The organism is Nostoc sp. DSM 114159 (assembly GCF_053470285.1).
The window spans coordinates 5,854,413-5,879,054 of the sequence record NZ_JBPFEH010000001.1 but is presented as its reverse complement, the minus strand read 5'-3'; the positions used below and the strand labels follow the sequence as shown (position 1 = coordinate 5,879,054).

At 41.7% G+C, this 24,642-nt stretch carries 20 protein-coding genes; 8 read left to right on the top strand and 12 right to left on the bottom strand.

From position 1 onward, the window contains the following. Window positions 1–96 precede the first annotated feature (96 nt). Window positions 97–651 (bottom strand): 1,2-dihydroxy-3-keto-5-methylthiopentene dioxygenase, encoded by a 555-nt coding sequence (locus ACR5KR_RS24630; protein WP_448268352.1) that lies wholly within the window; start codon window positions 649–651, stop codon window positions 97–99. A 199-nt stretch (window positions 652–850) separates the two neighbouring features. Beyond that, window positions 851–1,165: a divalent-cation tolerance protein CutA gene (gene cutA / locus ACR5KR_RS24625; RefSeq protein ID WP_448268351.1), complete on the bottom strand. Its 315-nt coding sequence runs from the start codon at window positions 1,163–1,165 to the stop codon at window positions 851–853. Between the two features lie 115 nt (window positions 1,166–1,280). Here cutA and ACR5KR_RS24620 point away from each other — a divergent pair, with 115 nt between their 5' ends. Continuing rightward, on the top strand, window positions 1,281–1,391 hold the full coding sequence (locus ACR5KR_RS24620; protein ID WP_448270321.1) for a hypothetical protein: 111 nt from the start codon (window positions 1,281–1,283) through the stop codon (window positions 1,389–1,391). 260 nt (window positions 1,392–1,651) lie between these two features. On the opposite strand, the gene ACR5KR_RS24615 is transcribed toward ACR5KR_RS24620, so the two are convergent. The 5 genes from ACR5KR_RS24615 to ACR5KR_RS24595 all read right to left on the bottom strand — a co-directional run bounded on the left by ACR5KR_RS24615 (window position 1,652) and on the right by ACR5KR_RS24595 (window position 7,234). After that, window positions 1,652–2,656, bottom strand: a complete 1,005-nt coding sequence (locus tag ACR5KR_RS24615; RefSeq protein ID WP_448268350.1) for an aldo/keto reductase — start codon at window positions 2,654–2,656, stop codon at window positions 1,652–1,654. 259 nt (window positions 2,657–2,915) lie between these two features. After that, on the bottom strand, window positions 2,916–4,187 hold the full coding sequence (locus ACR5KR_RS24610; protein WP_448268348.1) for an MFS transporter: 1,272 nt from the start codon (window positions 4,185–4,187) through the stop codon (window positions 2,916–2,918). 200 nt (window positions 4,188–4,387) lie between these two features. Next, a complete protein-coding gene (locus ACR5KR_RS24605) occupies window positions 4,388–5,491 on the bottom strand; it encodes an aliphatic sulfonate ABC transporter substrate-binding protein (protein WP_448268347.1) in 1,104 nt (367 codons plus the stop codon). A 99-nt stretch (window positions 5,492–5,590) separates the two neighbouring features. After that, on the bottom strand, window positions 5,591–5,809 hold the full coding sequence (locus ACR5KR_RS24600; RefSeq protein ID WP_445630060.1) for a TauD/TfdA dioxygenase family protein: 219 nt from the start codon (window positions 5,807–5,809) through the stop codon (window positions 5,591–5,593). Window positions 5,810–6,154: 345 nt separating this feature from the next. Beyond that, on the bottom strand, window positions 6,155–7,234 hold the full coding sequence (locus ACR5KR_RS24595) for a TauD/TfdA dioxygenase family protein (RefSeq protein WP_448268346.1): 1,080 nt from the start codon (window positions 7,232–7,234) through the stop codon (window positions 6,155–6,157). A 318-nt stretch (window positions 7,235–7,552) separates the two neighbouring features. Here ACR5KR_RS24595 and ACR5KR_RS24590 point away from each other — a divergent pair, with 318 nt between their 5' ends. Then, window positions 7,553–8,212: a DUF1003 domain-containing protein gene (locus ACR5KR_RS24590; RefSeq protein ID WP_448268345.1), complete on the top strand. Its 660-nt coding sequence runs from the start codon at window positions 7,553–7,555 to the stop codon at window positions 8,210–8,212. A gap of 356 nt (window positions 8,213–8,568) precedes the next feature. Here the strand turns inward: ACR5KR_RS24590 and ACR5KR_RS24585 are convergent, their stop codons facing one another. Beyond that, window positions 8,569–9,666 (bottom strand): sulfate ABC transporter substrate-binding protein, encoded by a 1,098-nt coding sequence (locus ACR5KR_RS24585; protein ID WP_448270319.1) that lies wholly within the window; start codon window positions 9,664–9,666, stop codon window positions 8,569–8,571. A gap of 440 nt (window positions 9,667–10,106) precedes the next feature. Further along, window positions 10,107–10,340: an EF-hand domain-containing protein gene (locus tag ACR5KR_RS24580; protein WP_448270317.1), complete on the bottom strand. Its 234-nt coding sequence runs from the start codon at window positions 10,338–10,340 to the stop codon at window positions 10,107–10,109. A gap of 712 nt (window positions 10,341–11,052) precedes the next feature. Here ACR5KR_RS24580 and ACR5KR_RS24575 point away from each other — a divergent pair. After that, window positions 11,053–12,465, top strand: a complete 1,413-nt coding sequence (locus ACR5KR_RS24575; RefSeq protein ID WP_448268343.1) for a hypothetical protein — start codon at window positions 11,053–11,055, stop codon at window positions 12,463–12,465. A 681-nt stretch (window positions 12,466–13,146) separates the two neighbouring features. Here the strand turns inward: ACR5KR_RS24575 and ACR5KR_RS24570 are convergent. Then, window positions 13,147–14,295, bottom strand: coding sequence for an alanine--glyoxylate aminotransferase family protein (locus ACR5KR_RS24570; protein WP_445630064.1), 1,149 nt, complete (start codon window positions 14,293–14,295; stop codon window positions 13,147–13,149). Window positions 14,296–14,824: 529 nt separating this feature from the next. Between ACR5KR_RS24570 and ACR5KR_RS24565 the strand changes: the two genes are divergently transcribed. The 5 genes from ACR5KR_RS24565 (at window position 14,825) to ACR5KR_RS24545 (ending at window position 23,344) form a co-directional block, all read left to right on the top strand. Then, window positions 14,825–20,557 carry a putative Ig domain-containing protein gene (locus ACR5KR_RS24565; RefSeq protein ID WP_448268342.1) on the top strand — a complete coding sequence of 1,911 codons (5,733 nt, stop codon included), beginning with the start codon at window positions 14,825–14,827 and terminating at the stop codon, window positions 20,555–20,557. Window positions 20,558–20,913: 356 nt separating this feature from the next. Continuing rightward, entirely contained in the window at window positions 20,914–21,303 is a 390-nt protein-coding gene (locus ACR5KR_RS24560) for a DUF1499 domain-containing protein (protein WP_448268341.1), read from the top strand. 269 nt (window positions 21,304–21,572) lie between these two features. Beyond that, the gene (locus ACR5KR_RS24555) at window positions 21,573–22,238 is read left to right on the top strand and encodes a DUF1345 domain-containing protein (protein WP_445630067.1); all 666 of its coding nucleotides are present in this window, start codon (window positions 21,573–21,575) and stop codon (window positions 22,236–22,238) included. Between the two features lie 114 nt (window positions 22,239–22,352). After that, a complete protein-coding gene (locus ACR5KR_RS24550; protein ID WP_445630068.1) occupies window positions 22,353–22,598 on the top strand; it encodes a ChaB family protein in 246 nt (81 codons plus the stop codon). 179 nt (window positions 22,599–22,777) lie between these two features. Beyond that, complete coding sequence (locus tag ACR5KR_RS24545; protein WP_448268340.1) at window positions 22,778–23,344, top strand: GNAT family N-acetyltransferase; 567 nt, start codon at window positions 22,778–22,780, stop codon at window positions 23,342–23,344. Between the two features lie 18 nt (window positions 23,345–23,362). Here the strand turns inward: ACR5KR_RS24545 and ACR5KR_RS24540 are convergent, their stop codons facing one another. Next, window positions 23,363–23,845, bottom strand: coding sequence for a cupin domain-containing protein (locus tag ACR5KR_RS24540; protein WP_445630070.1), 483 nt, complete (start codon window positions 23,843–23,845; stop codon window positions 23,363–23,365). 515 nt (window positions 23,846–24,360) lie between these two features. Continuing rightward, on the bottom strand, window positions 24,361–24,528 hold the full coding sequence (locus tag ACR5KR_RS24535) for a hypothetical protein (protein WP_445630071.1): 168 nt from the start codon (window positions 24,526–24,528) through the stop codon (window positions 24,361–24,363). Window positions 24,529–24,642: the final 114 nt, after the last annotated feature.

Below are 24,642 nucleotides of genomic sequence, written 5' to 3'. Positions count from 1 at the left end.
AAAGATAGAAGGCAGAAAATATATTTTTGTCCTCTGTGGAACGGGTTTAAAGTCCCTAAATTTATTTATGGGGATTACTTTCTGCCTTCTGCCTTTTCAACTCAGCAGAGGTTGGCGGGTGCGAATTTCTTTGCCTGTATATTGGGGTATCCAACCTTCTGTGGTGATGAAATAGCGTACTGCTTTCACTCGCTTTGCTGGGGTAAGATAAAACCAATGTTCGGTTCCAGCTGGAATGTTGATATATTCTTCTGGTTGTACTGTCAGTTCTACTTGACTACCATCAGAACGTACAAAGCCAAAAATTGCTTCTCCATCAATGATGTAGCGGACTTCATCATCTGCATGGGTATGAATTTGGTCAAACTTTGCCATTGACTCATCGAGGTTAGGAATCCCTTGATGAAGGACAACCAAATCACGAGATTTATAATCGGCTGTCTGTTGTAGTTGCTCAAAGTAACTATCTATTGCTTTGAGTACTTGTTCTTTTTCATCTTCGTTGAGACTATCCTGTGCTAACAAATGTTGGAGTCTGGGGTTATCTCCTACCGTTTGACGATTAATTTGAATATTCAGAGGGGCTAATTCCTGAGCAATGTGAATTAAATCGGTGTAGAGAGTTCCATTTTCTAGTTTGAGAATTGCCATTTTTGACCTCCAGTAAAATAGTTAGAATAAGCTTGTTGAGGCATAAGGAACTTCCAACTAAAAAAATATCCTATCGCTGTGTAAGTAGAGGAGAAGGCTTGCCGTGAGCGACTCGTGCCGACTTGTGCCGAGCGAAGTCGAGGTAGCAAAACTAAGGTAAGTCAAGGGAAGCAGGGGAAGAAATGGTATTAGCTAATTTCTATTGTGAGCGTGGTGAAACTTCTGCATTCAACCAATTGACAAAACCCTGATTAATTGCTGTTGGAGAAATTTCGGCGATAAAATTAGTATAATTAATATGCTCATGAATAAGTTTTTCGATTTCTAAAGCATAACCATCTTGAGTTTTGATAATTAAAACAACTTCTGGTTCTTCAGTAATGTCTCCTTGCCAACTATAAGCACAAGTAATCGGGAACCAATTGACACAAACTGCTAACTTACATTCTAGTAATGCCCGACCAATTTGACGCGCTTCATCTGTATTATTTAAAGTTACATAGTAGATTTTCATAAAAGTTTCCGAAATTGAGAAAGCCGCTATTGTAGCGAGAATTAAGCGAGAAAATTTCCATTGAATTGAGATTGATGCTGATTATAGAATGTGTCCATAATTACTACAACAGCAAATTGTTACAGATATTAAATCTGGGTTAATTCCTTTTTATATTACTGCTACTGTGGGAACAACCTCATCTCATGCCATAGATCCATTTACAGAAATAAATGCGATCGCTTGAGCGTAATAGTATCCCAGACCACTATTACCCCTTGTGGCGATCGCCGTTTTACTAGCTTTAATTGGTGTTTGCATCATGTTCAGCCTGTAAACTGAAAACCTATGTCAATTCAAGCGCAGCAGTAACAAGTTCGCGATGGTGGGGTACTTTGACCGCGATCGTCACCAAATCAACACCTGAATATGCTTACCCTGACTGAACAAGACGGAAAAACGACGTAGCACATCGCAATCCAAGGGTCGATCAAGTACTTAGTTGCTCTATGGGCGATTTCCAGAAGGGTACTCATGCCCTAAAATGGGATGGGGTGTGTAAGGTTCTTCTAGGAATTTGCGTTCTCGATCGGAGAGTTCTAAATCCACCGCCTCGACAGCCTCTTTGAGATGTTCGATCTTGCTAGCGCCTATTATGGGAGATGTTACACCTGGTTGATGTAATAGCCAAGCTAAGGCAATTTGTGTGGGTTTAACCCCTCGTTTTGTAGCTAATTCAACTACGCGCTCAACTATTTGAAAATCTGAATCTTGATAGTAGAGTTTGTGAGCGAATTCGTCAGTTTTTGCACGTAGTGTTTGCCCATAGTCTGACTTACTGCGATTCCCTGACAAAAAGCCCCGCGCCAGAGGACTCCAAGGAATAATACCAATCCCTTGATCTCGGGCTAGAGGTATGACTTCTCGTTCTTCTTCTCGATAGACTAAGTTGTAGTGATTTTGAATTGATACAAAGCGAGTCCAGCCGTGAATGTCTGCTGTATAAAGGGCTTTGGCAAACTGCCATGCGTAAACACTAGAAATCCCCAGGTAACGGACTTTACCTGCTTTCACAAGATCGTGAAGTGCTTCTAAGGTTTCTTCGATTGGTGTCTCATAGTCCCAACGGTGAATTTGGTATAAGTCTACATAATCGGTCTGTAGTCGCCGCAAAGAAGCATCAATGCTATCAAAAATATGTTTGCGAGATAGTCCTCGATCGTTTGGGCCATCGCCGACTTTCCCATGTACTTTGGTAGCAATCACAACCTGATCTCTGTTTGCAAAGTCTTTGAGCGCTCGCCCGACAATTTCTTCACTGGCGCCCAAGGAATACACATCGGCGGTATCAAAGAAGTTAATCCCCAATTCCAAAGCCAGTTTTATAAATGGGCGACTTTCTTCTTCTTCTAATACCCATTGGCGCAATTTACGGGAGCCATAAGTCATCGTGCCGAGGGTGACACGCGATACTTTGAGTCCAGTTTTGCCAAGATTTACATATTTGATCATACTGTCTGCTCTACTTTTGTTGGGATACTTAATAACGTTGTGACATTTCTACAGGCAGCTGGGAGGTGCAATTAACTTCATCGGTGCGTCCTCAAGCTAATTTTTAATGAATTACTAGAATGTTGTTACCAAAGGCTTTGCACTTTTCTCGTACACTCGATCTGCCTAAAGGATTGCAAAGCTATGAGCATTACTTTACAACAGCTAGGACTTAAATACTATATACCAATCGAGTTACCGGAGTTAATGATTATAAAATTTAAGAATCAATCCAACGGCTCACTGCTGGCAATTGTGCACAGAACCATAGCGCACCTAAGATATTTAGACTGCCACAGACGATCAAGGCATTAGTCGCACCAAAATTCTGTGCCAAAGTTCCAGCTAACAGATTCCCAAAGGGCATCATACCCACCATTGCTAGGGCATAAAAACTCATCACCCGTCCCCGCTTATCCTCGGCAACTAGGGTTTGGATAATCATATTACTACTGGTAATCAGAAGGATAGAAAAGCAGCCTGTAAACACCAGTATGATTATGGATAATCCAACTTGACGCGATAGTGAGAAGGAAATCAAACTTATCCCAATCAAGACTTGAGCGGCTACAATCAAACGCTCTAAGCCTGCAATCCCTCGCCTAACACTCAGATATAAACAAGCAAACAACGAGCCAATGGGCGCTGAGGTGCTGAGGTGAGCCATTGTAGTTGCATCCCCATTTAAAATCTTAGCTGCGAAGATGGGCATGAGCGCGACATGAGACATCCCGACTAAACCTTGTAACGCCAGTATTAATAAAATTGCTCTAATCGGCTGGAACTTGGAGACATATTCAAAGCCCTCCCGCAATTTCTGTAAAGTATCGCTAAGGCTCGTTAGGATCTGCGTAGGTCGGACTTTCAGCCGCATTGCTAGCAGGGTAAAGATAGCAGGAATATAGCTGAGGGTATCGTAGAGAAAACAATATTTCACCCCTAGCGTCGCAATCAAAATCCCGCCCATAGCTGGCCCCAATACCAGCGAGGAACTTAACATCACTGAATTCAAAGCGATCGCATTACTCCAATCGGCGCGATCGTCTACGGTTTCGGTGACGATTGTATGGCGCACGGGCATATCTAATCCCTTGAGCAAACCATTGAGAACACTCAATACCAATAGGATGGGAAACGTAATCCAATTCCTAAAGGTAAGAATTGTCAAAGCCAGGGAAACACTAATTCCCAATATCTGCACCAGCATTAACAAGTCACGACGACTCCAGCGATCGGACAATACGCCCGAAAACGGAATCACTAATAACGTCGGTAAAAATTGTACAAAGCCCGCAACTCCCAACAACCAAGCTGATTGAGTTAAATCGTATACCAGCCAAGGAATAGTTAACTGTTGGGTCATAAATGTCCCAGACATTGATAGTAACTGTCCCCCAAAAAACAGGCGAAAATTACGCCAGCGAAAGGCGGGTAAATATTGGTAAATGATATTACTTACGCGATCGCCTAGTTGTCTATTCCAAATTTTCATTAGCGGAATTATACGATGTTATCCTAAATCTTAGAGTACCTAATATTTAGTTTCGCAAATAATTATAGGATAATGCGTAGTTTCCCGCCGTAGGTCTTACCCTGAGCCTGTCGTACCCCTCCGGGGAAGCAAGCTACGCGGAGCGTCTCGTAGAGAAGGGCATCGCGTCTGGTTTTGTAACAAGCTTGCTGATTCAAAGATTAAGCCTTATTCCTAACGGCATCCGGTGTAATTGCTGCATACTGTTGGGCAGTTAGAGTTGCTCCTCGAATATCGACTAGTTTAGGCACAACTTTCAGTTGATATAGAAGATCCGCAATCTTTTGTTGAGCGCTAATTACTTCCTCAGTAATTGGTCTCATGTCATATTTTTTTCTTGTCAGCGTCAACTCCATAGTATCGACATCAGTCTTGACCTTCGGTGCCAGGATTTCAGCAGCAGCCCGCCTATTTTTATTTGCCCACAGCCCAATCTCATAGTACTCTGACAAAATTGCTTTCAAGAGGTCAGCGTTATTAGTGGCAAAATCTCGTGAAGCTAGGTAATAACCTCCTGGCGTCTTAATTCCTTGGGCGTTTCGTAAGACTCGAATAGTGCCTTCCCGTTGCAGCTTGATCAGACTAGGATCGCTTTCTACAAAAGCATCAACCGTCTTGTTCAAAAACGCTGCTCTTCCATCTGCAATTGCTAGATTCACTGATTCAATATCACTGATTTTTAGCCCTACCTCTTCAAACGCTTTCACCACAAAAAAGGTCTGAGCCGTCCCTCTAGAATAAGCAACTTTTTTACCTTTAAGACCTGCCAATGTTTGGATTGGAGAATCCTTTAGCACAACAATTGCTGAACCTTCTCCAGTACCTGGCGGCGTATTAACTACATAAATCAGATTAGTACCAGCTGCCTGAGCAAAAATAGGTGGTGTTTCACCTGTTGGCCCCATGTCGATACTACCCACATTTAAGGCTTCTAATAGCGGTGGCCCGGATACAAATTGAGACCAAGTAACACCTATTCCTTGAGGAGCTAAACGTTTTTCAATTACGCCTTTTTCGTGTGTTAGATCCCCAGAAACTTGGTAGCCAAGTCGAACCAGCTTGGTATTGCTACTACTCTTAATACTAGTGTTACTGGCAATGCTATTGCCGATACTGGTCTTGTTTGTACCACAACTGGCTAAAGTCGTAAAAGAAACTAATCCATAGAAAGCGTAGAGTAAATCACGTCTGGATATTGAATATTTGCCAATTTGCACTTTTCTCATAACTTTGATGTTGATACCTTTAGGTAAAAATTTAGGCACTGTTGTACTATGTTTTCTCCCTTTTCTCTCTAAGAGAAAAAGAAGAAAATGCTTTGTCTTTGTATCTGAAATAATCTACAAATGTTAGCTAGCTGAACTTTAGAACGGACGGCTAGCCCGAAGGCTGACCCGTTTCAGAACACGGGTTGCATTGGCATTAAATTCAGGACGGTAGTGAGATGTTGCCTGATTATCCCAATAAAGCAGGTCGCCCTTGCTCCACTGGTGCCGATAGGCAAACCGGGGTTGCTTAATATGCTCCTGCAACCTTGCAATTAGTTTTGCTCCTTCTACATGGTCATAATCGAGAATATTCACATCGCTGAATGTATTTAAAAAAGGCTCTGCCTCTTGTCAAGAAGATCGGAGGCAGAGCCTCCCAGAATGGGTTAAGAGCCTCTAATACCATTTTGGATTTTAGATTTTAGACTTCGGCTCCTTTCGACTTCGCTCAAGGCAAGTCGCTCAGTCGAACGATTTTGGATTGTGAAACATCCATTGGATAAATGTTTCAGTTTTCCATCTGTCGCAATCATTTTTCACGCTTGGTATAAGCTCTTAATCAGTCAGAGCAAGGCTGTATCTTAACAAGCGTGCCATTCGGTTCAGAGTACTTTTAAATTTACTCAGCACTGCTTTGAAAAAAGCTAACAGGACTCAGGTTTACGAAAGCACTGGTTGTGGTTCCTTAGACTCAGCTTTCTGCTTGAAGACAGTTGGTACTTCTGCGTTGAACACCTCACCTTGAACCACTTGGGAGCGGAAACCATCAACTCCAACTGGAACATCACCAGTAATAGTGGTGCGATATAACAGACGCTCCACATCCAAATGATCTAAATCTTGAGGAGCTAAATGCACAGTGGCGCGGTTATCCCAGAACGCGATATCACCATTGTTCCAACGGAAACGGGTGGTGTAGGCAGGCTTGGTGATTTGGTTGAAGAACAACTCAAGTAACAGTTTGCTCTCTTGTGGTGACACGTCAATAATGTGCGAGGTGAAGCCAGGGTTCACGAACAACGCACGTTCGCCAGTCTCAGGATGAACCCTGACTACTGGGTGGATTGAGACTAGTGGATTGACAGCAATGCGCTCGTCGAATTTGCCGTTGCGGGGCTGATACCCGCCCCCATTAAAGCGATGTTCAGCTTTCAATGTGTCTGCTAGTGCCCTAAGGGGTGCTGACAGTCCCTCATAAGCCGCAACTAGATTACTCCACTGAGTGTCACCACCGAAGCTGGGGACATTAACCGCGCGTAAAATTGACCCTGCTGGTGGATTAATAGCTGCCGTTACGTCTGTGTGCCAAGGACCACCAGTGCGAAAACCGTACTGCTTCTCATAGAGCTTACGATCTACGGGTTTGATCTGTGGGAATCCTGGTACTGGTTCAGGCTCTCCGAGTGGATGTGCGAAAGTTACTTCACCGAAACGAGATGTAAACTCAACCTGGGCAGCATGATCTATGTTCTGACCACGAAAGAACACAACTTTCCATTTCAATAATGCTTTACGGATTTCTTGAACTTGCTCGTCAGAAAGAGGATGGGAAAGGTCTACGCTACCGATTTCGGCACCGATGAAACCAGCAACTTGTTTAACTTCTATATGTTTGTAGCCCATGTAGATTCTCCAGAGTTTGATCTGTAGGGTGGTGTTCACACTCGCCTGTTTCTTTTGGAATTTTGCTAATATGCGATCGCAACATTCCTGTGCTGGGAGTAGAACTGAAAATATCATACATTATTCCGATAGATTTACCGTAGTATACAATGCTATTTAACAATTTCCTGTGTTTTTGCAGCTAGATTCGGAATTGAGACACTGATACCCTTCTCTACGAGAAGCTCTTGCTAGCTTGCTTAAGAGGAGGGGTACGGCAGGTTCGACTCCGCTCACCAGCCGCTTAGTGACCATCGTATACATCGCTGGGATTCTCACGAGCAATTACTTCTATTTATCGTTTTGAAAAAAAAGAATATTTGCTTCTATCGACAGTAAACCTTAATTTTAAAGTATCAAGCCAAACACATACTGAATTAACAAAACAGGTGTAGCATGAGTACAACCAAAAAAATATTGTCAAATAGCGTTGATGTACAAGCACTTCAAAACACTCAATTTGCACAGAAAGCTCCAGACGCATCAATAGAGCAATTAACGCCCGGACAACAGCTTGCTGATAAATTAGCAAACCATGTAGGCTCTTGGAAATTCCTGATTTGCCAAAGTACCATTTTGGCCGGATGGGTGGGAATGAACTTGACACCAGGAGTTCCCCACTGGGATAATTCACCGTTCATCATGCTCAACTTAGTGTTTTCATTTGCTTCAGCCTACACAGCGCCAATTGTATTGATGAGTCAGAATCGCCAGTCTGACACTGACCGCAGAAGTGCCGAAATCGACCACCAAGTGAATCTTAAAGCCAGTCAAAATATTGAACTACTACATCAGAAATTGGATGAATTACACTCTCAAAGGCTTAACGAACTAACTCAAATTATTAAAGACCAGCAACAAACTATTAATGAGATGAAAGAAACTTTAGTATCTAGTCCGACAGATAATAAAGAAGCTAAAGTGGTTCTATTACCAGGCTTGCATGTTCAAATTAATAGCAAATTTCCTAAACAAGCTTCTGGGAATAAATCTTTTACAGTTGCTCAAGCAGCTGGAGACAATAATAAGGTTGTTGAAAAACTGATTTATCACTAAAAATCAGCCATAAATGCTTTTTTTATTAGCAGATAAGAGTATGAACTTTCTCTTCATGATAGTCGATTTAGTTAAACTCAAGTTCTTTAAATAGTAATTTTTGTTTGGATATTTATCTAAGATTATAGACCATAAGCTTTTCTCTAATATGGCTTATGGTCTACATTAGACCTCTTGGCATTTGTCGCGAAAAGGGGAAGGGTGGGGTCCCCTGTGGGGATAAGGGGCGGGGGGAAGGGAAAAAGTTCTGCAAAAGTCCCTTTACCCTTTTTTCCCCAAGAGTGCAAAAAGCACAAATGCCAAGAGGTCTATTGATAATCATGTAGGTTGTAAAAATTCTGAGAATTTCAAGCTATTTATTTTGAAGATTTCTGAGCTTGAATTCGATCAAAAATAGCACCTTCATTAAAAAATTTCTGTTGAATATTGTTCCATCCTCCTAAATCTTCTGCTTTGAACAGAGTTTTAACTTTAGGAAAATTACTACCCAATTCTTTTACAATCGTATTATTTACAGGACGAAATCCTATTTTAGAAAATTCCCGTTGTACCTCTGGGGTATAGAGATATTGAACAAATGCTTCTGCAACTTTCCGAGTTCCATGTTGCTCGACGTTCTTATCTACCACAGCAATTGGATTATCAATAGATATATTCACATTAGGGACAATATATGAGAACTTTTCGCCTTTTTGTTTTGATAAAATCATTTCATTTTCATAGTTAAGTAAAGCATCCCCTTGACCTTGTTTAAAGAACAATTCGCTGGCATTACGAGCAGTCTTGGGCAGCACAGGTACATTTTTATAAACTTTGGAAGTAAAATCTAATGCTTGCTTCTCATTCTGACCAGTTTTTATTATGTAACCCCATAAACTTAAGAAGTTCCATCGCGCACCACCAGATGTTTTCGGGTTAGCTGTCAGTACGCTCACTCCTGGTCTTGTCAAATCTGTCCATGTTTTAATATTTTTGGGATTTCCCTCACGAGTAGCGATCGCACCTACGGATTGGGTGACAATTGCATTATTTGGTGCTTCTTTTTCCCAACCCGGTTGAATAAAACCTGTGTGAACCAGTTTGTCAACATCAAGGGCTAGTGATAGGTGTATCACATCAGCCTCTAAACCATCAATCACATTTAGGGTTTGAGAACCAGAGCCATCATAACTTTCAGTAAACTTCAGATTTTGGTTATGCTCTTTTTTCCATTTTTCTACAAATTGTGGAATAATTTGCTCGTATGCAGCCTTTGTCACTGAGTAAGAAACAAACGTTAGGTTGACATCACGCTCTGAAGTGGCGATTCTATTACCAGTGTTATCAACATTAGCTCCAGAGCAAGCACTCATCACTATACTTAAGCTTACTCCCGCCAAAAATAGGGATATAAACCCCCAGTTTCTTATAGCTTGCCAAGCTTTAATAGTACAAGTGTGAACTTGTTTCCTGATATAGTTTAACTTCCAACTATGCTGCCGCTTGTTTCTCAAAATTTTCCTCCTCTATTAAATTCGGTAAGCCGAGAGATTTACTGTAGTTTAGAGGTATTATAAGATAGTTGCGATTCATTGCATAACCTTTGGTTAACCTAAATTTAAACAATTTGTATATGTAGAACACCGAAAGCACTTCACCTGCCGGATCGTTGAGGCTCAAATGGTGTCAAGTTAACCTCAAACAAGCAACTAGTAGTTCGCCAAGGAAACGCAAGCGGGGTAAAGGGTAAGGGGAAAAGGGGAAAGGGAAAATAACAAACCTTTCCCCCTTTCCCCTTCACCTTTTCCCGACTTTTGCCAAGAAGTCCAATGACCATGAAAATTACAAATCCCTCAAAGCATGGGCTAGAGAGGGATTTTTGGTTATTGGGTATTGGATGTTAGAGATTGGGTTGCTAGTTTAAATTATTTGCTTTCTCAACTGCTTCCTTTAACTCTTCAAAAGTAATACTGCCGTCTTTGTCTGAATCATAATTTACTAGCAATTCCTGGGGACTAGTGGTATTTGTTTCTGATGAAATGATTGCACTTAAGCCAGGACTTAAAAAAAGGTCATTAATGGATACTTTGCCATCTCCATCGGTATCTAAGTTATTAAAAAGGGATTGAAGCTCTTGCTCGGTCATGATAAGTTTCTATCTGAACTAGTTTTTCAACTTAATATCTCATTAATCTTTGATTAATATCTCAAAATTAAAAAAACTTGTATCTTTAGACGTAGAAACGGCGATCGCTGGGGCTGAGATCGGTTGTACGCTGTGGGTTACAGGGTTTACAGTCTGACGACGAAAATAAATTGACTAGGCGCTCAGTGACCACCGCAGGCATCGACTTCTTGGTTGAGTACAATTTCAAAGCCTTGCGACAATTCATCAAATGCCTTACGGTTTAGTCCAGTCAATGCCCTCAGCAGGCGTCTTCTTTCAAAACCCGATTGATGTCTAGCATTTTTCTGTCTGATTCCAGTTGCTAATCGTTACTCTACCTTATGAAGCGACAAGTCTAAAGAAGACTAGTCAAAAATTCTTAGCTAATTTTCCGGAATGGGTAACAATGGCGTGGTAGTAAATATCAGAGCATCGATATTATACTGAACCTCTATAACTAACCTTCGGGGAATATATCCCCACTGTTTTCCCTCAAGAACCCGGTCATTAAAACCGGGTTTTTGGTGTTTATACCAAGTTACAGTCGAGCAAGTCAGGAACAGAGCGATGCCTACGGGTGGCTACACCAACGCAGCACTTCTCTCAATTGTCTGGGTATCAAATAAAACTATTGTCCAGAAACTTTTAAGAGATTTTATTGGTCTGGTTCTCCAAATTCTGCAAAAATTAACCAATGTCATCTTCTGCTCAAGGTATTCCCGGATTACCCGATTTGACGCATCCAGTTGAGCTTGTTCAATTTGGAACCCAAGCGCTCAAAGCTTCACTGTTATTAGTATTTTTGGTCGTAGCTTTAGGAGTTGCGATCGCACTCATCAGTTTTTCTCTGCGTCGCAGTCAGCCGGAACAGTTTATATTCATTGGCGAATGGGCTGTTCGTTATTCCCAACTGTTACGGGGATTACAGCATTTAACTCTAGTATTAGTCTTGTTAGTTCCGGGATTTTTTCTGTGTTCGACTTTGAGCAATCGCTATCACTACTGGGAACAAACAAAGGTAGCTCAAGTAGCTGAAAGTGTCGCAGGTGAAAAGCTCGAACAATCTGCCCCGCAGATCCGCTACACTATCCAGGAGCCATACTCTTATACCACGCAAGCCAATGGCAAGATAGTCAAAGTCAATGATACGCGAGAGATTAACCGGTTCTTAACGCTGGGTGGTTCGCAAATTCAAGTCAAGCTAGACCAAAGCGTAGATGTTCCAGGTCGCAGTTCAATTTATCGCGTGGAATACACTGCTGATTATAAAGTAGTTAACCAACTCAAGGATATTAATAATTTCTTTTTTGAAGCATCGCCACCTAACGGCTACACACTTCTTGCTGGCTACAAAGTAGAGCGTAACGGCACTAGGCTACAACAAACTAATCCGGGAGACTATGGCTTTCCCTTCCAGCTGCAACCAGGAGAAGAAACCACCTTTCGAGTCACCTATCAGGCTCAAGGCGGGCCTCGCTGGGTTTACAGCGCCGCCGGACAGTTGCTTTCTAATTTTCGCCTCACAGCAATTGCCAACTTTGCTCCGGCTGATTTTGCTAGTGGTGTTGTACCGAATGAGATTAAAGTTAATGGACGTAGTACTCAGTTTACTTGGAAATTTGACGATAATGTTTCAGTCAAAAATCCATTTGGGGTGTTTACTAACACTGACCCCATTCGTCATACTGGCATCATTCCCCGGCTTTTATTACTAGCACCGGCAATATTTTTGTGGTGGATATTGTTGTTATATTTGTCACTGCCAATGAGTTTTAGAAATATTGCGATCGCTGCTAGTATTTTCTTTGCTTGTCTGTTGACTTTGACCTATCTAGCTCGTGTTATCAATGCTCAATTGGCTTGGACTTTAATTTCCATCATTTTACTAATTTTAACATGGGGATTGGGAGCTAGCCGCAGTGCTTCCCTGGCTGCGATCGTGGCTACTATTGCTGGAGCAATACTACCTATTTTTGGATTATTAGTACCGTTTAGCGGACTAACCCTTAGTTTAGCGGGTTTGCTTTCAGCGATTTGGCTAGCAGTTCGTCACTGGTATGGCAATACTTTTCGGGTTTTGGGGAAAGGGGAAAGGGAAAAGGTTTGAATTTACCTTTACCCGCAAACCAAAAAAGAGATTGTTGGGTTTATCCGAAAAGTATTGATATCATGTCCGGCTAATCACTTATGATTACCGTATCTGTGCAAAAATCCCAAAAGTCTCTTTCCCCCTGCCCCCAGCAAGAACTGCCCTCTAAATGATAAGTCTTCAACCGGACATGATATGACTGGTACGGCTGGTACAGTTTGCACCCAGAAGATCAAAGATTGCAGACTCAGAAAAATGTTAAAGATTAGATGATTCCGCTATGATTAGCGAAGTTTTAACGTCGGGCATTTATGGATAACGATTTACTTGCTTTCTTTGCGGCTGCTGGGTTACTCATTCTCTATCTTATCTTCTCAGCTTTAACTGAAATGGGGACTAAATTGCCTTGGAAGAAATAAGCTGATGGGCTAAAAAGTTTACACTTCTAAACCTCATTGGGGTTGGAAAAAAAAGTAAACATCCTTTAGGCTTGGTTAATATATTTATTGTTCGAGATAGTACCAAATGCGCGATCCACAAAATAACCACATTAAAGTTGAGCCGGCAACCCTGGTTTTGATTGTATCTGTCTTAATACTTTTGCCTCTGCTGGTTGTTGGCTTTTTCTCGCAGTGAAGTTAGCGCGATGCTCTTTTTCTCAGGTGCGTTAAGCTACTTTTAACGCACCATATATCAAAACTACTTAGGCAAAACCTGCCGCAGTGCTGCTAAAAGTTGGTCAACACTTTCCTTTCGACTATTAAAGCCCATCAATCCCACGCGCCAAACTTTACCTGCGAGTTCGCCAAGACCACCGCCAATTTCAATATTATGTTCATTGAGTAACTGCTGTGCGATCGCTTTACCATCTACCCCGGCTGGAATACGGACAGTGGTAAGCGTTGGCAATCTATACTCTTGTTCAACGTGCATACTCAGTCCTAAATTCTCTAAACCTTCCCAGAGATATTCTACGTTCTTTTGATGCCGCTGCCAGGAATTTGCTAATCCCTCTTCTGCAAGCAAACGTAGTGCTTCCCGCAATGCATAGTATAAATTAATAGGTGCTGTGTGGTGATAGGTGCGTTCAGCGCCCCAATACTTGCCCAGCAACAACATATCTAAATACCAGTTTGCAACTTTCGTTTGTCGCTGTTGCAATTTTTCAACTGCACGCGCACTCATTGTAAAAGGAGAAGCACCAGGCGGGCAACCTAACCCTTTTTGGCTACAACTATAGGCTAAGTCAACTCCCCAAGTATCCAAAAACAAGGGGACGCCGCCCAAACTTGTCACCGTATCCACTAATAACAAAGTGCCAAATTCACGACACAAATCAGCGACCCCTTCCAAGGGTTGACGTGCGCCTGTGGAAGTTTCGGCATGAACTAGAGCTAAAATAGTTGGACGATGAGTTTTTAAGGCAGTTTGAATTTCCTCCAAGTTGAAGACTTGTCCCCAAGGTTTGGTAATGGTTCGCACATCAGCGCCATAACGCCCAGCCATATCCACAAGGCGATTACCAAAGTAACCAGCTACACCTATTAAAACTACATCACCGGGTTCTACAGCATTGGCAATGGTTGCTTCCATTGCAGCTGTTCCCGTACCGCTGACTGCAATAGTGAGTGAGTTTTCTGTTTGCCATACGTACCGTAGCAACGACTGAATTTCATCCATGAGTGCAAGAAAAGTTGGGTCAAGATGCCCAACGGGTGAAGTATTCATCGCTTGGAGAACTGTGGGATGGGCATTAGATGGCCCTGGCCCCAACAGCAGACGGGACGGGATTTCTAGCGGCGTGAGTTGCAAGCGCCCGGAGTCGTTAATTGAAATTGTTTGCGTCATAAATCTCTCTTCATTTAGACGATACTTACCGGATCATATAGGAATCCGATTTGATTCGGAGAACTTACTTGTCTAGGGAGGAAACAGGAAATCTAGCAATAGGGCATTGCAGAACAGTGCTATGAATTGAGGCAAGCAGAGGAAACTGAGGAAATTTTTGGACGTTGCTAAATCATTCCGCAAATATGCAACGTCAGGATATAGATGTGTACTCAACACGGTTCGGATAAGTCTTTTTAACTCAGAATTCCCTTTAGGAAAAGGTTACTGGGTTTGGGTTAGAGGTTTTTTCTCTCCCTTTCCCCTTTCCCCTTTCCCCAAACCGTATTGGATGTTTACTGAGTTTTTTATCAAAAGTTTCAGCTACTTTCTATGCCCAAAATTTCTAAATCTTCATTAATTAAACTGGTGGATTTACCGAGGGAAAGGATTTATTTTATTCCTACATTGAAAGTGAAAGCAACTACAAGAAACGATCTGCAAAAAGTTTCATTTTTGCTGAATATCAGGGATTTACCATTGGAAATTTATGATAAAGCATAATAGCAATAAAAACTTTACTATAAACAAAATATCTAACAGCATTAATATTAAATCAACTTTAGACTTGTATCCTACTCGCCTAGTTTTTATTGACCCACAGGTTGATGACTACCAAAGTCTGGTAATGGGTGTATTACCAGATACCTCAATTGTAGTCTTAGATGCCAACCAAGATGGTATTGAGCAAATTAGTCGAGTGCTGGAGTCTCATCAGGGAGTCAATAGCCTGCACATTGTTTCCCACGGCGCACCTGGGTGCATCTATTTGGGCAACAATCAACTCAACAACGAAACGCTCAATCGTTACGCAGCCCAACTTATGGGTTGGGCAAATGCTTTGGGTGAAGACGCACAACTACTGCTATATGGTTGCAAAGTCGCTCAAACCGAGCCAGGTGTATTGTTTATACGCTGTCTGAGCGAATTGACAGGTGCAGTAGTAGCGGCCTCTGATGACTTGACAGGGAGTGCTGCATTAGGTGGTGATTGGGAACTGGAGGTTTCTACAGGATCTATTGTTCCTCGTTTAGCGTTTGGGCAAGAAGTAATAACAGCCTACGCTTCAATTCTATCTGTAGTTCTCGATGCCAGCTTTGATAGTGATGGCAAAGTCACTACTGATATTGGTACTAATACCACTGACATTGCTAGAAGCATTGTCATACAAGACGATGGCAAAATTCTGCTAGCGGGAGTGAGTAATAATAACTTTGCTGTAGTACGTTACAACAGCAATGGTAGTCTCGACACTAGCTTTAATAGTACTGGCAAAGTCACTACTGACTTCGGCAATACTGACATAGCATACAGCATTGCCCTGCAAGACGATGGCAAGATTCTGGTAGCGGGAGCGAGTAGTAGTAACTTTGCTGTGGTACGTTACAACAGCAATGGAGGTCTTGATACCAGCTTTGGTACTGCTGGCAAGGTTACTACTAACTTGGGCAGTACTGACATAGCCTACAGCATTGCCCTACAAGACGATGGCAAGATTTTGCTGGCAGGAAAGCGCGGTAATGACTTTGCTGTGGTACGTTACAACAGCAATGGAGGTCTTGATACCAGCTTTGGTACTGCTGGCAAGGTCATTACTAACTTGGGCAGTACTGATATAGCCTACAGCATTGCCCTGCAAGACGATGGCAAGATTCTGTTAGCGGGAGTGAGTAATAATAACTTTGCTGTGGTACGTTACGACAGCAATGGTAGTCTCGACACCAGCTTTGGTACTGCTGGCAAGGTCATTACTGATATTGGTACTAATACCACGGACACCGCCTACAGCATTGCCCTGCAAGACGATGGCAAGATTCTGTTAGCGGGAGTGAGTAGTAATAACTTTGCTGTGGTACGTTACGACAGCAATGGAAGTCTCGACACCAGCTTTGGTACTGCTGGCAAGGTCATTACTAACTTGGGCAGTACTGACATAGCCTACAGCGTTAGCGTGCAAGCTAATGGCAAAATTATTGTGGCGGGTTCGAGTAACAATAACTTTGCTTTAGTACGTTACAACAGCAATGGTACTCTTGACACTGATTTCAACACTACTGGCATTATCACTACTGATATCGGCACAAAGACTACTGATAATGCCTATGCTCTCACCCAACACGATGGTACGGTAATAGTCGCGGGAATAAGCGCCAATAACTTTGCTGTGGCACGTTACAGGGTTAACCAAAATCCAGTACTAGTGAAGGAAATCGCAGACAAAGAGACTCCAGAAGACATAAATTTCAACTTCACAATCTCAGATAGCTTCCAAGATCAAGATCCTGAAGACATTCTCACTTACACTGCCACTCTCGAAAACGGTGACTCTCTACCGAGTTGGTTAACCTTGAATGCTGCAACCAAAACCTTCAGTGGCACTCCCTTGAATGAGAATGTGGGTAGCTTGAACATTAAAGTTACTACTACGGATACTTATCTTGCTCAAGTCAGTGATGTGTTTACGCTCACCGTTAAGAACGTCAACGATCCGCCAGAGGTATTTCAGGCGATCGCAGATAAACAAGCAACAGAAGATACAGTTTTCACCTTCACTATCCCAGACAACACCTTTAAGGATGTCGATGCTGGCGACATTCTCACTTACACTGCCACTCTCGAAAACGGCGACTCTCTACCGAGTTGGTTGAATTTTAATGCTGCAACCAAAACCTTCAGTGGCACTCCCTTAAATGAGAATGTGGGTAGCTTGAACATTAAAGTTACTGCTACGGATTTAGCTCTTGCCCAAGCGAATGATATTTTTGTACTCACCGTTAACAACACCAACGATCCGCCAGAGGTGGCGAATGAAATTGCTAACCAACAAGCAACAGAAGATACAGTTTTCACCTTCATTATCCCAGACAACACCTTTAATGATGTCGATGCTGGCGACACTCTCACCTACACTGCCACTCTCGAAAATGGTGAGTCTTTACCGAGTTGGTTAAGCTTTAATGCTGCAACCAAAACCTTCAGTGGCACTCCCTTAAATGCAAACGTGGGTAGCCTGAACATTAAAGTTACTGCCACGGATTTAGCTCTTGCTCAAATCAGTGATGTGTTTACACTCACTGTTAACAACACCAACGATCCGCCAGAGGTGGCGAATGAAATTGCTAACCAACAAGCAACAGAAGATACAGTTTTCACCTTCATTATCCCAGACAACACCTTTAAGGATGTTGATGCTGGCGATAGCCTCACTTACACCGCCACTCTCGAAAACGGCGACTCTCTACCGAGTTGGTTGAGTTTTAATGCTGCTACCAAAACCTTTAGTGGCACTCCCTTAAATGAAAACGTGGGTAGCCTCAACATTAAAGTTACTGCTACGGATTTAGCTCTTGCCCAAGCGAATGATATTTTTGTACTCACCGTTAACAACACCAACGATCCGCCAGAGGTGGCGAATGAAATTGCAAACCAACAAGCAACAGAAGATGCAGTTTTCACCTTCATTATCCCAGACAACACCTTTAAGGATGTTGATGCTGGCGACACTCTTACTTACACTGCCACTCTCGAAAATGGTGAGTCTTTACCGAGTTGGTTGAGTTTTAATGCTGCAACCAAAACCTTCAGTGGCACTCCTTTAAATGCAAACGTAGGTAGCCTCAACATTAAAGTTACTGCTACGGATACTGCTCTTGCCCAAGCGAATGATATTTTTGTACTCACTGTTAACAACGTCAACGATGCGCCAGAGGTATTTCAGGCGATCGCTCCTCAACAAGCAACAGAAGACACACTTTTCACCTTCATTATCCCAGACAACACCTTTAAGGATGTTGATGCTGGCGACACTCTCACCTACACTGCCACTCTCGAAAACGGCGACTCTCTACCGAGTTGGCTGAGTTTTAATGCTGCGACCAAAACCTTCAGTGGCACTCCCTTAAATGCAAACGTGGGTAGCTTAAACATTAAAGTTACTGCCACGGATTTAGCTCTTGCTCAAATCAGTGATGTGTTTACGCTCACTGTTAACAACACCAACGATGCGCCAGAGGTGATGAACGAAATTGCAAACCAAGAAGCAATAGAAGACACAGTTTTCAATTTCACTTTCTCAGAAGACACCTTTAAGGATGTCGATGCTGGCGATAGCCTCACTTACACCGCCACTCTCGAAAATGGGGATTTTCTACCTAGTTGGCTAACCTTCAATGCTGCTACCAAAACCTTTAATGGCACTCCCTTAAATGCAGATGTGAGTAACTTCAACATTAAAGTTACTGCTAGGGATATTTTTGGGGTTGAAGTCAGTGATGATTTTGCACTTACTGTTAAGAACGTTAACGATGCACCAGAGTTAGTTGAGGCGATCGCTAATCGAAAGGTACTTATAAATACGCAGTTCAATTTCACGATCCCAGAAAATACCTTCATTGATATTGATGCTGGCGATAGCCTCACCTACACTGCTACTCTCGAAAACGGCGATCCACTGCCCAGTTGGCTAACTTTTAATTCTGCTACCCGAAATTTTAGTGGTACTCCGACGATGGAGAATTTGGGTAATCAAAATATCAAAGTCACTGTCAAGGATATTTCTGGGGATGAAGCCAGTGATGTGTTTGTATTGACAGTTGCTAAGTTCAATAGTGCGCCAATTGTAGATCGGACGATCGCTGACCAAAAAGCCACAGCAAAAACTACCTTCAACTTCACCATTCCTGAAAACACTTTTAGCGATGTGGATATTGAAGATACCTTGACCTATACTGCTACCTTAGACAATGGCGATCCACTACCTAGTTGGTTAAGCTTCAATGCTAACGAGCTTACCTTCAGTGGCACTCCTACGAATGATGATGTGGGTAGCTTGAACATTAAAGTCACCGCCACAGATCCGGCTCTTGCTGAAATTAGTGATGTATTTGCACTCACAATTGCTAAAGCTAACAATCCACCAATTGTAGAGCAGGCGATCGCTGACCAAAAAGTTACGGCAGAAACTACCTTTAACTTCACTATCCCTGAAAACACCTTTAGCGATGTAGATATTGAAGATACCCTAACCTACACTGCTACCTTAGACAACGGCGACCCACTACCCAGTTGGTTAAGCTTCAATCCTAATAAGCGTACTTTCAGCGGCACTCCTACGAATAATAACTTGGGTAGCTTGAACATCAAAGTTACTGCCAAAGATTCGGTTGGGGCTGAAGTCAGTGATGTGTTTGCACTCACCATTGCTCAAGAAATTACTGCTGAGACTAAATCAACTAGCCTACTGACAAGAATTACAGGTGATATCTTTACGATCAAAAATCAAGTTGACGGTGAAAAAGCCAAACTCTCAGTCAAGATTAAAAGCAACACTTCTGAAGAAGTCAATGAACTGGGTGTATTTGTCGTTGACGATGCAGAAGGTAGGATTAATGGCGTAGCCCCTGGTGCTGCAAATTACACCGAACTAGCTCTCCAACGAGCAACAGTGCTTCTTTCATCTCTTGCCAAACTACCCAATGGTTTTAATCCCACTGACCTCAGCAGGTTACTGGAGTTCAACTCTGAGAGCAACCTAAGATTTTATTTAATCCGTAGCAGCACGACTCAGGCGGTGCTATCTGGACAAACCCCGTTTTCTCAGGTGCTTTTTTCCTCGGATACGAATGCGGACGATACAGGGTTCTCTCTCAACTTCCAGAATTTGGTTGTCAAGATTGCAGCAACAGAGCAAGATCCACCTCTAGGTACTGGTCTTCAAGGAAAGTATGAACCCGAACTAATTGATTTACGGGATGTGAAACAATTGGTGAAAGCCGAATTTGTAGTTCATAGAGAAGCAGCTTTTAACAACTTTGTTGGCTTTTATCAGATAACTGATGAGAATGGTGGCATCGATACCAATGGCGATGGTAAACCAGATGTGCTGGTTGGACAGGCGGGTTATACTCAAGCAGCTATTAGTCACCGTGTCGCTGGTATTGATTTGAGTGTAGCTAACGAAGGTACAGCAACTTTCACAGGTAATTTCCAACCTGGTGCTATTTTCGTCCCATTTATCATCGTTAATGCCGGGACTGATGCAATTCTTGATAGCAATACCAATAACGATCCGGCAGTTTACTTCTCCTTCTTGGGTGCTAACACTGACAAAGCAGATCATATTCGCCTATTAGGAAATAACGCTTTTGGCTTTGAGGATTTGGCTAATGGCGGCGATCGAGATTATAACGATTTGATTGTCCGAGTTAATTTGAGTATCGCCTAGTAGTTCGCTTTCGTAACTTGGCTCTTTAAAGGGCAAGGGGGAAAGGGAAAAGATGTTTACTCCTTTAACCTTTAACATGAACCCCTTTTCCCAGCCCTCACCTAACAATTTTGGGTTGGCAGACTACTAGTCTGAAGTAACTTGGTATAGGTGTAATATAGCCTGTAAGCTTTATTGAGCAAAGAATACAGGCTTTTTTTATGAAAAAGTCAAATATTGAGTTCATAAAGAGCGATCGCATCACCGATGTTTTAGTGAATCTGTCATTTGCCAGAAGATGCGATTACAGCAAAATATTACAGTGATTCAAACAAATGTGTGAGAGTATATTTATTCACTCACCCGGAGACATAATTATGGTTTTTGCTGGCAAACGACCAAATAATTTAGGTATTAGCAACGGTAAATTAGCATCTTGCCCTAATTCTCCCAATTGCGTTTCTAGTCAGAGTACAGATGCATCTCATCAAATTGCACCACTGACTTTTACATCTACTCCAGAACAAGCGATTACTAATCTTAAACAGATTATTGAGTCTTTACCAAGAACCAAAATCATTACTTTCAGTAATGATTATTTATATGCAGAATTTAAAAGTGCTTTACTGGGATTTGTGGATGATGTAGAATTCTATCTAGACCGGACTGCCAATGTTATCCATGTACGTTCAGCTTCACGTTTAGGTCAAAGCGATTTGGGTGTTAATCGTAAACGCATAGAGACGATTAGAGCCAAGTTCCAATAATTTTTAATTGAACTAAAAGCTGGAGATTAAAGACTGGGAAGATAAAGAAGTAGTTGGACAAAATTAATTACACAATGTCATTGCGAGTGAGACATTCCCAGAGTATTGGGTGATTCACAGAGTTTGCAATGGTTGTAAATATTTTTGTCCATCTACTTATGTGGATTTAGACTATTGTAAAATCTGGAATGAAGATTGTGGAATGTGGTGTAGTGTTTCACCAAAAATTATGAATTACGAATTAGTTAAACTCTGCGATCGCTAAATTTGTGAAATTTAATTTATTTAAAAACTTTGACTCTCGACCCCGACTAATTGTTGCTGTCGGATTTGCTGTATTAGTTTCAGTCATCCTGCCGCCTTCTCTGCACTTACCTACTCGCATTCTCTGCGCTTGGAACTCCGGTATTGACTTTTTCTTAGCGATAACGTGGTGGAAAATGACCAAGGCTAACCCAGAAAAAATTCGCCGTTATGCCGAGAGTGAATACGAAGGACATTTGGCTATATTTATGCTGGTAATTGCTGCGGCTTGTGCCAGTGTTTTAGCTATTGGGTTTTTACTTGATAAAAAAGGATTGTCAATAATTCAGCTTACCCTACACGTTGTACTTTCAATTATGACCATTGTCGGTTCCTGGTTATTAGTGCATACGATGTTTGCAGTGCAATATGCGCACAGTTATTATAAATATATTAATCGTAATCATAGTGAAGAAATCACTAGAGGTTTAGATTTTCCTCATAACGACTATCCAGACTACTGGGAATTTTTATATTATTCATTTGTTGTCGGCATGACCAGTCAAGTTTCAGATGTGCAGACAACATCACCCTATATGAGACGCTTGACTCTGTTACATGGCATATTATCATTTTTTTTCAATACCACCATTTTAGCTATGAGTATTAATATCATTGCATCGCTGATTTAAAAATTGTTTGACTCAGCCAAAAGTATGATTATTTAGTCTCTACTTAGAGAAGGAGGAAATTAGATTACCAGTTCTTTAGCATGGACTCAAGTTAAGATAATTCGGAGTGAGTTCATGCCTTATAACAAAATAGATGAATTAGCGGAAGACATCAAGGGACAACTGCCTGAACACGCACAACAGATTTTTCTTGCGGCATTTAATGCTGCTGAAAGTGATGGTTCGAGTGAAGAGGGTGCGCGCGATATTGCTTGGAATAGTGTAAAAAATGAATACGAACCAGGCAATGATGGTAAATGGCAGAGAAAGCCTGAAGACACTGCGATACATAATAAAGCTGTTGTATCTGGTGGAAACTAAGTAAATCTCACCTGTGGATAACTATCTAATCTCAAGGGTCTTATAAGGGTTTAAGGGGAATTTTATTCTTAGAAAATAGAGATAAAATTCCTCTTTTTTCACAAATTATGTCAGAATATAGATACTTTTAACGACTTATATTAATAGCTGCTATAAAAAATATTCTATCTATACAGGATATGCTGACTCGAAAAGGCGAAATATCTATTCGTCTCATGCAAGATGAAATGTATGATTATGAGTTGATGGCAAAATGGTTAACTAATGCAAAAGTTTTAGAATTTTATGAAGGAAGAGATAATTTTTTCCCTTTAGAAAGAATTATAGAAACTTACAAACCGATGGTTAGAGGAGATGAGCCGATTATTCCTTGCCTCCTCTACTATCAAAATATTCCCATTGGTTATTTGCAGTATTGTACGCTCAATGACTTATCGGAAACTGATAGACAATTGTATCATCTCGACCAAACCGATCGCGTCTATGCGATTGACTTATTCATCGGCGAAACCGGCTATTGGAACAAGGGAATTGGTACAAAAATGCTGTCAGTATTTATCAACTATCTTTTTGAACAGTGTCAAGCTCAGAAAATTGTTATAGATCCGCACGTTAACAATTACCGTGCTATTCGCTGTTATGAAAAATGTGGTTTTGTGAAAGTAAAGCTATTGCCGGCACATGAATTGCATGAAAGAGAATACTCAGATTGTTGGCTCATGGCAATAGAGCCAAAGAAATCATGAGGAAATGCATTCTACCTATTATGCCTTCTTACCTGCTACTGGTTCAGCTATATTTTCCATATCCACCAGATTCCACTTTAAACCTTTGCTCCTATATATACGCTTGTGCAAATTTGGATAATCACCGATATCATGCTCTAGCCTTTGACCAACTACTATACATTTGAATATAGAATTGCCCGTGTTTTTCAGGTTGTGCGGCTTACCACCAGCGCGATATCCAATAAAATCTCCTGCTTTCACTGGATAAACGCTTTCTCCAATTGTGGCTTCAGCTTCTCCCTCAAGAATGTATACGCACTCTTCTTCGTGATAGTGCATATGAAGCTCCGTTGATTCACGTCCAGGCTCTACTTCAATGATGTGGAAACCGATATTTTTTAAACCTGTCAAATCTCCTAAAGACTTATTTAGTCTGCGAGCATTAGAGTTGAGAAAATGTGTTTTTTCTAGTCCTTCATAAGACTCAATCTCTTCTTTGGTGACTAAATACTTTTCCATTTCTTGATACCAAGGTGCTAAGAAATTTGATGTTGAACAAGTGAGGGGCCTAAAGATCGATTAAGACGGAAGTTAAAACAGGTTCAAGAGGTTCCATCTCAGCAGAAGCGATGCCCTTCTCTACGAGACGCTCCGCGTAGCTTGCTTCCACGTTCGCGTAGCGTCCCGTAGGGAAGTGGTACGACAGGCTCAGGGTAAGACCTACGGCGGTAAACTACGCTTCTATTTGTGGATGGGATTATATCATCACCTCGTTATTAAGTGCAACTTCAGAGAAAATTGGTATCAGTTAATGTCTGACTGGATACCGAGAGTAGTAAGTAAAGCGGCGTGAATAATTCAAGGTTTGTAGTGTTCGCGAAGCGTCTCGCAGAGAGGCTTTCAGCCCTCAAAAGAGGACTAAAGTCCTCACTACAAACTAATCTCAATATTTTTTACATTACTTAATCTAGTTTGATTTCTTCTTACCGACTTACTTACATCAGTTTAGATCGTAGCTATAGTAGGTTACTAAATTAACTTGCGTGTTCCCAGTCACTAAGTAACTCATGTTGTTGGACTATTTTATGGGATTTACGAAATGGTACTTTGGGAGTACCAATACTCTTACCAGGAAAAGACTGTTTTTTCGTCTTGGGAGGTCTATTTTCTAGGGTTGTTGAACTGAACTGTTGGGTTTTCATTGGTAAATAAATCTCTGATTAAAACCTGAGCATTAATTTAACGTGAGTTTGACAAGTCTTATTTGACCTCTCCCCCAGCCCCTCTCCGATGCGGAGAGGGGAGCAAAAAGCTTA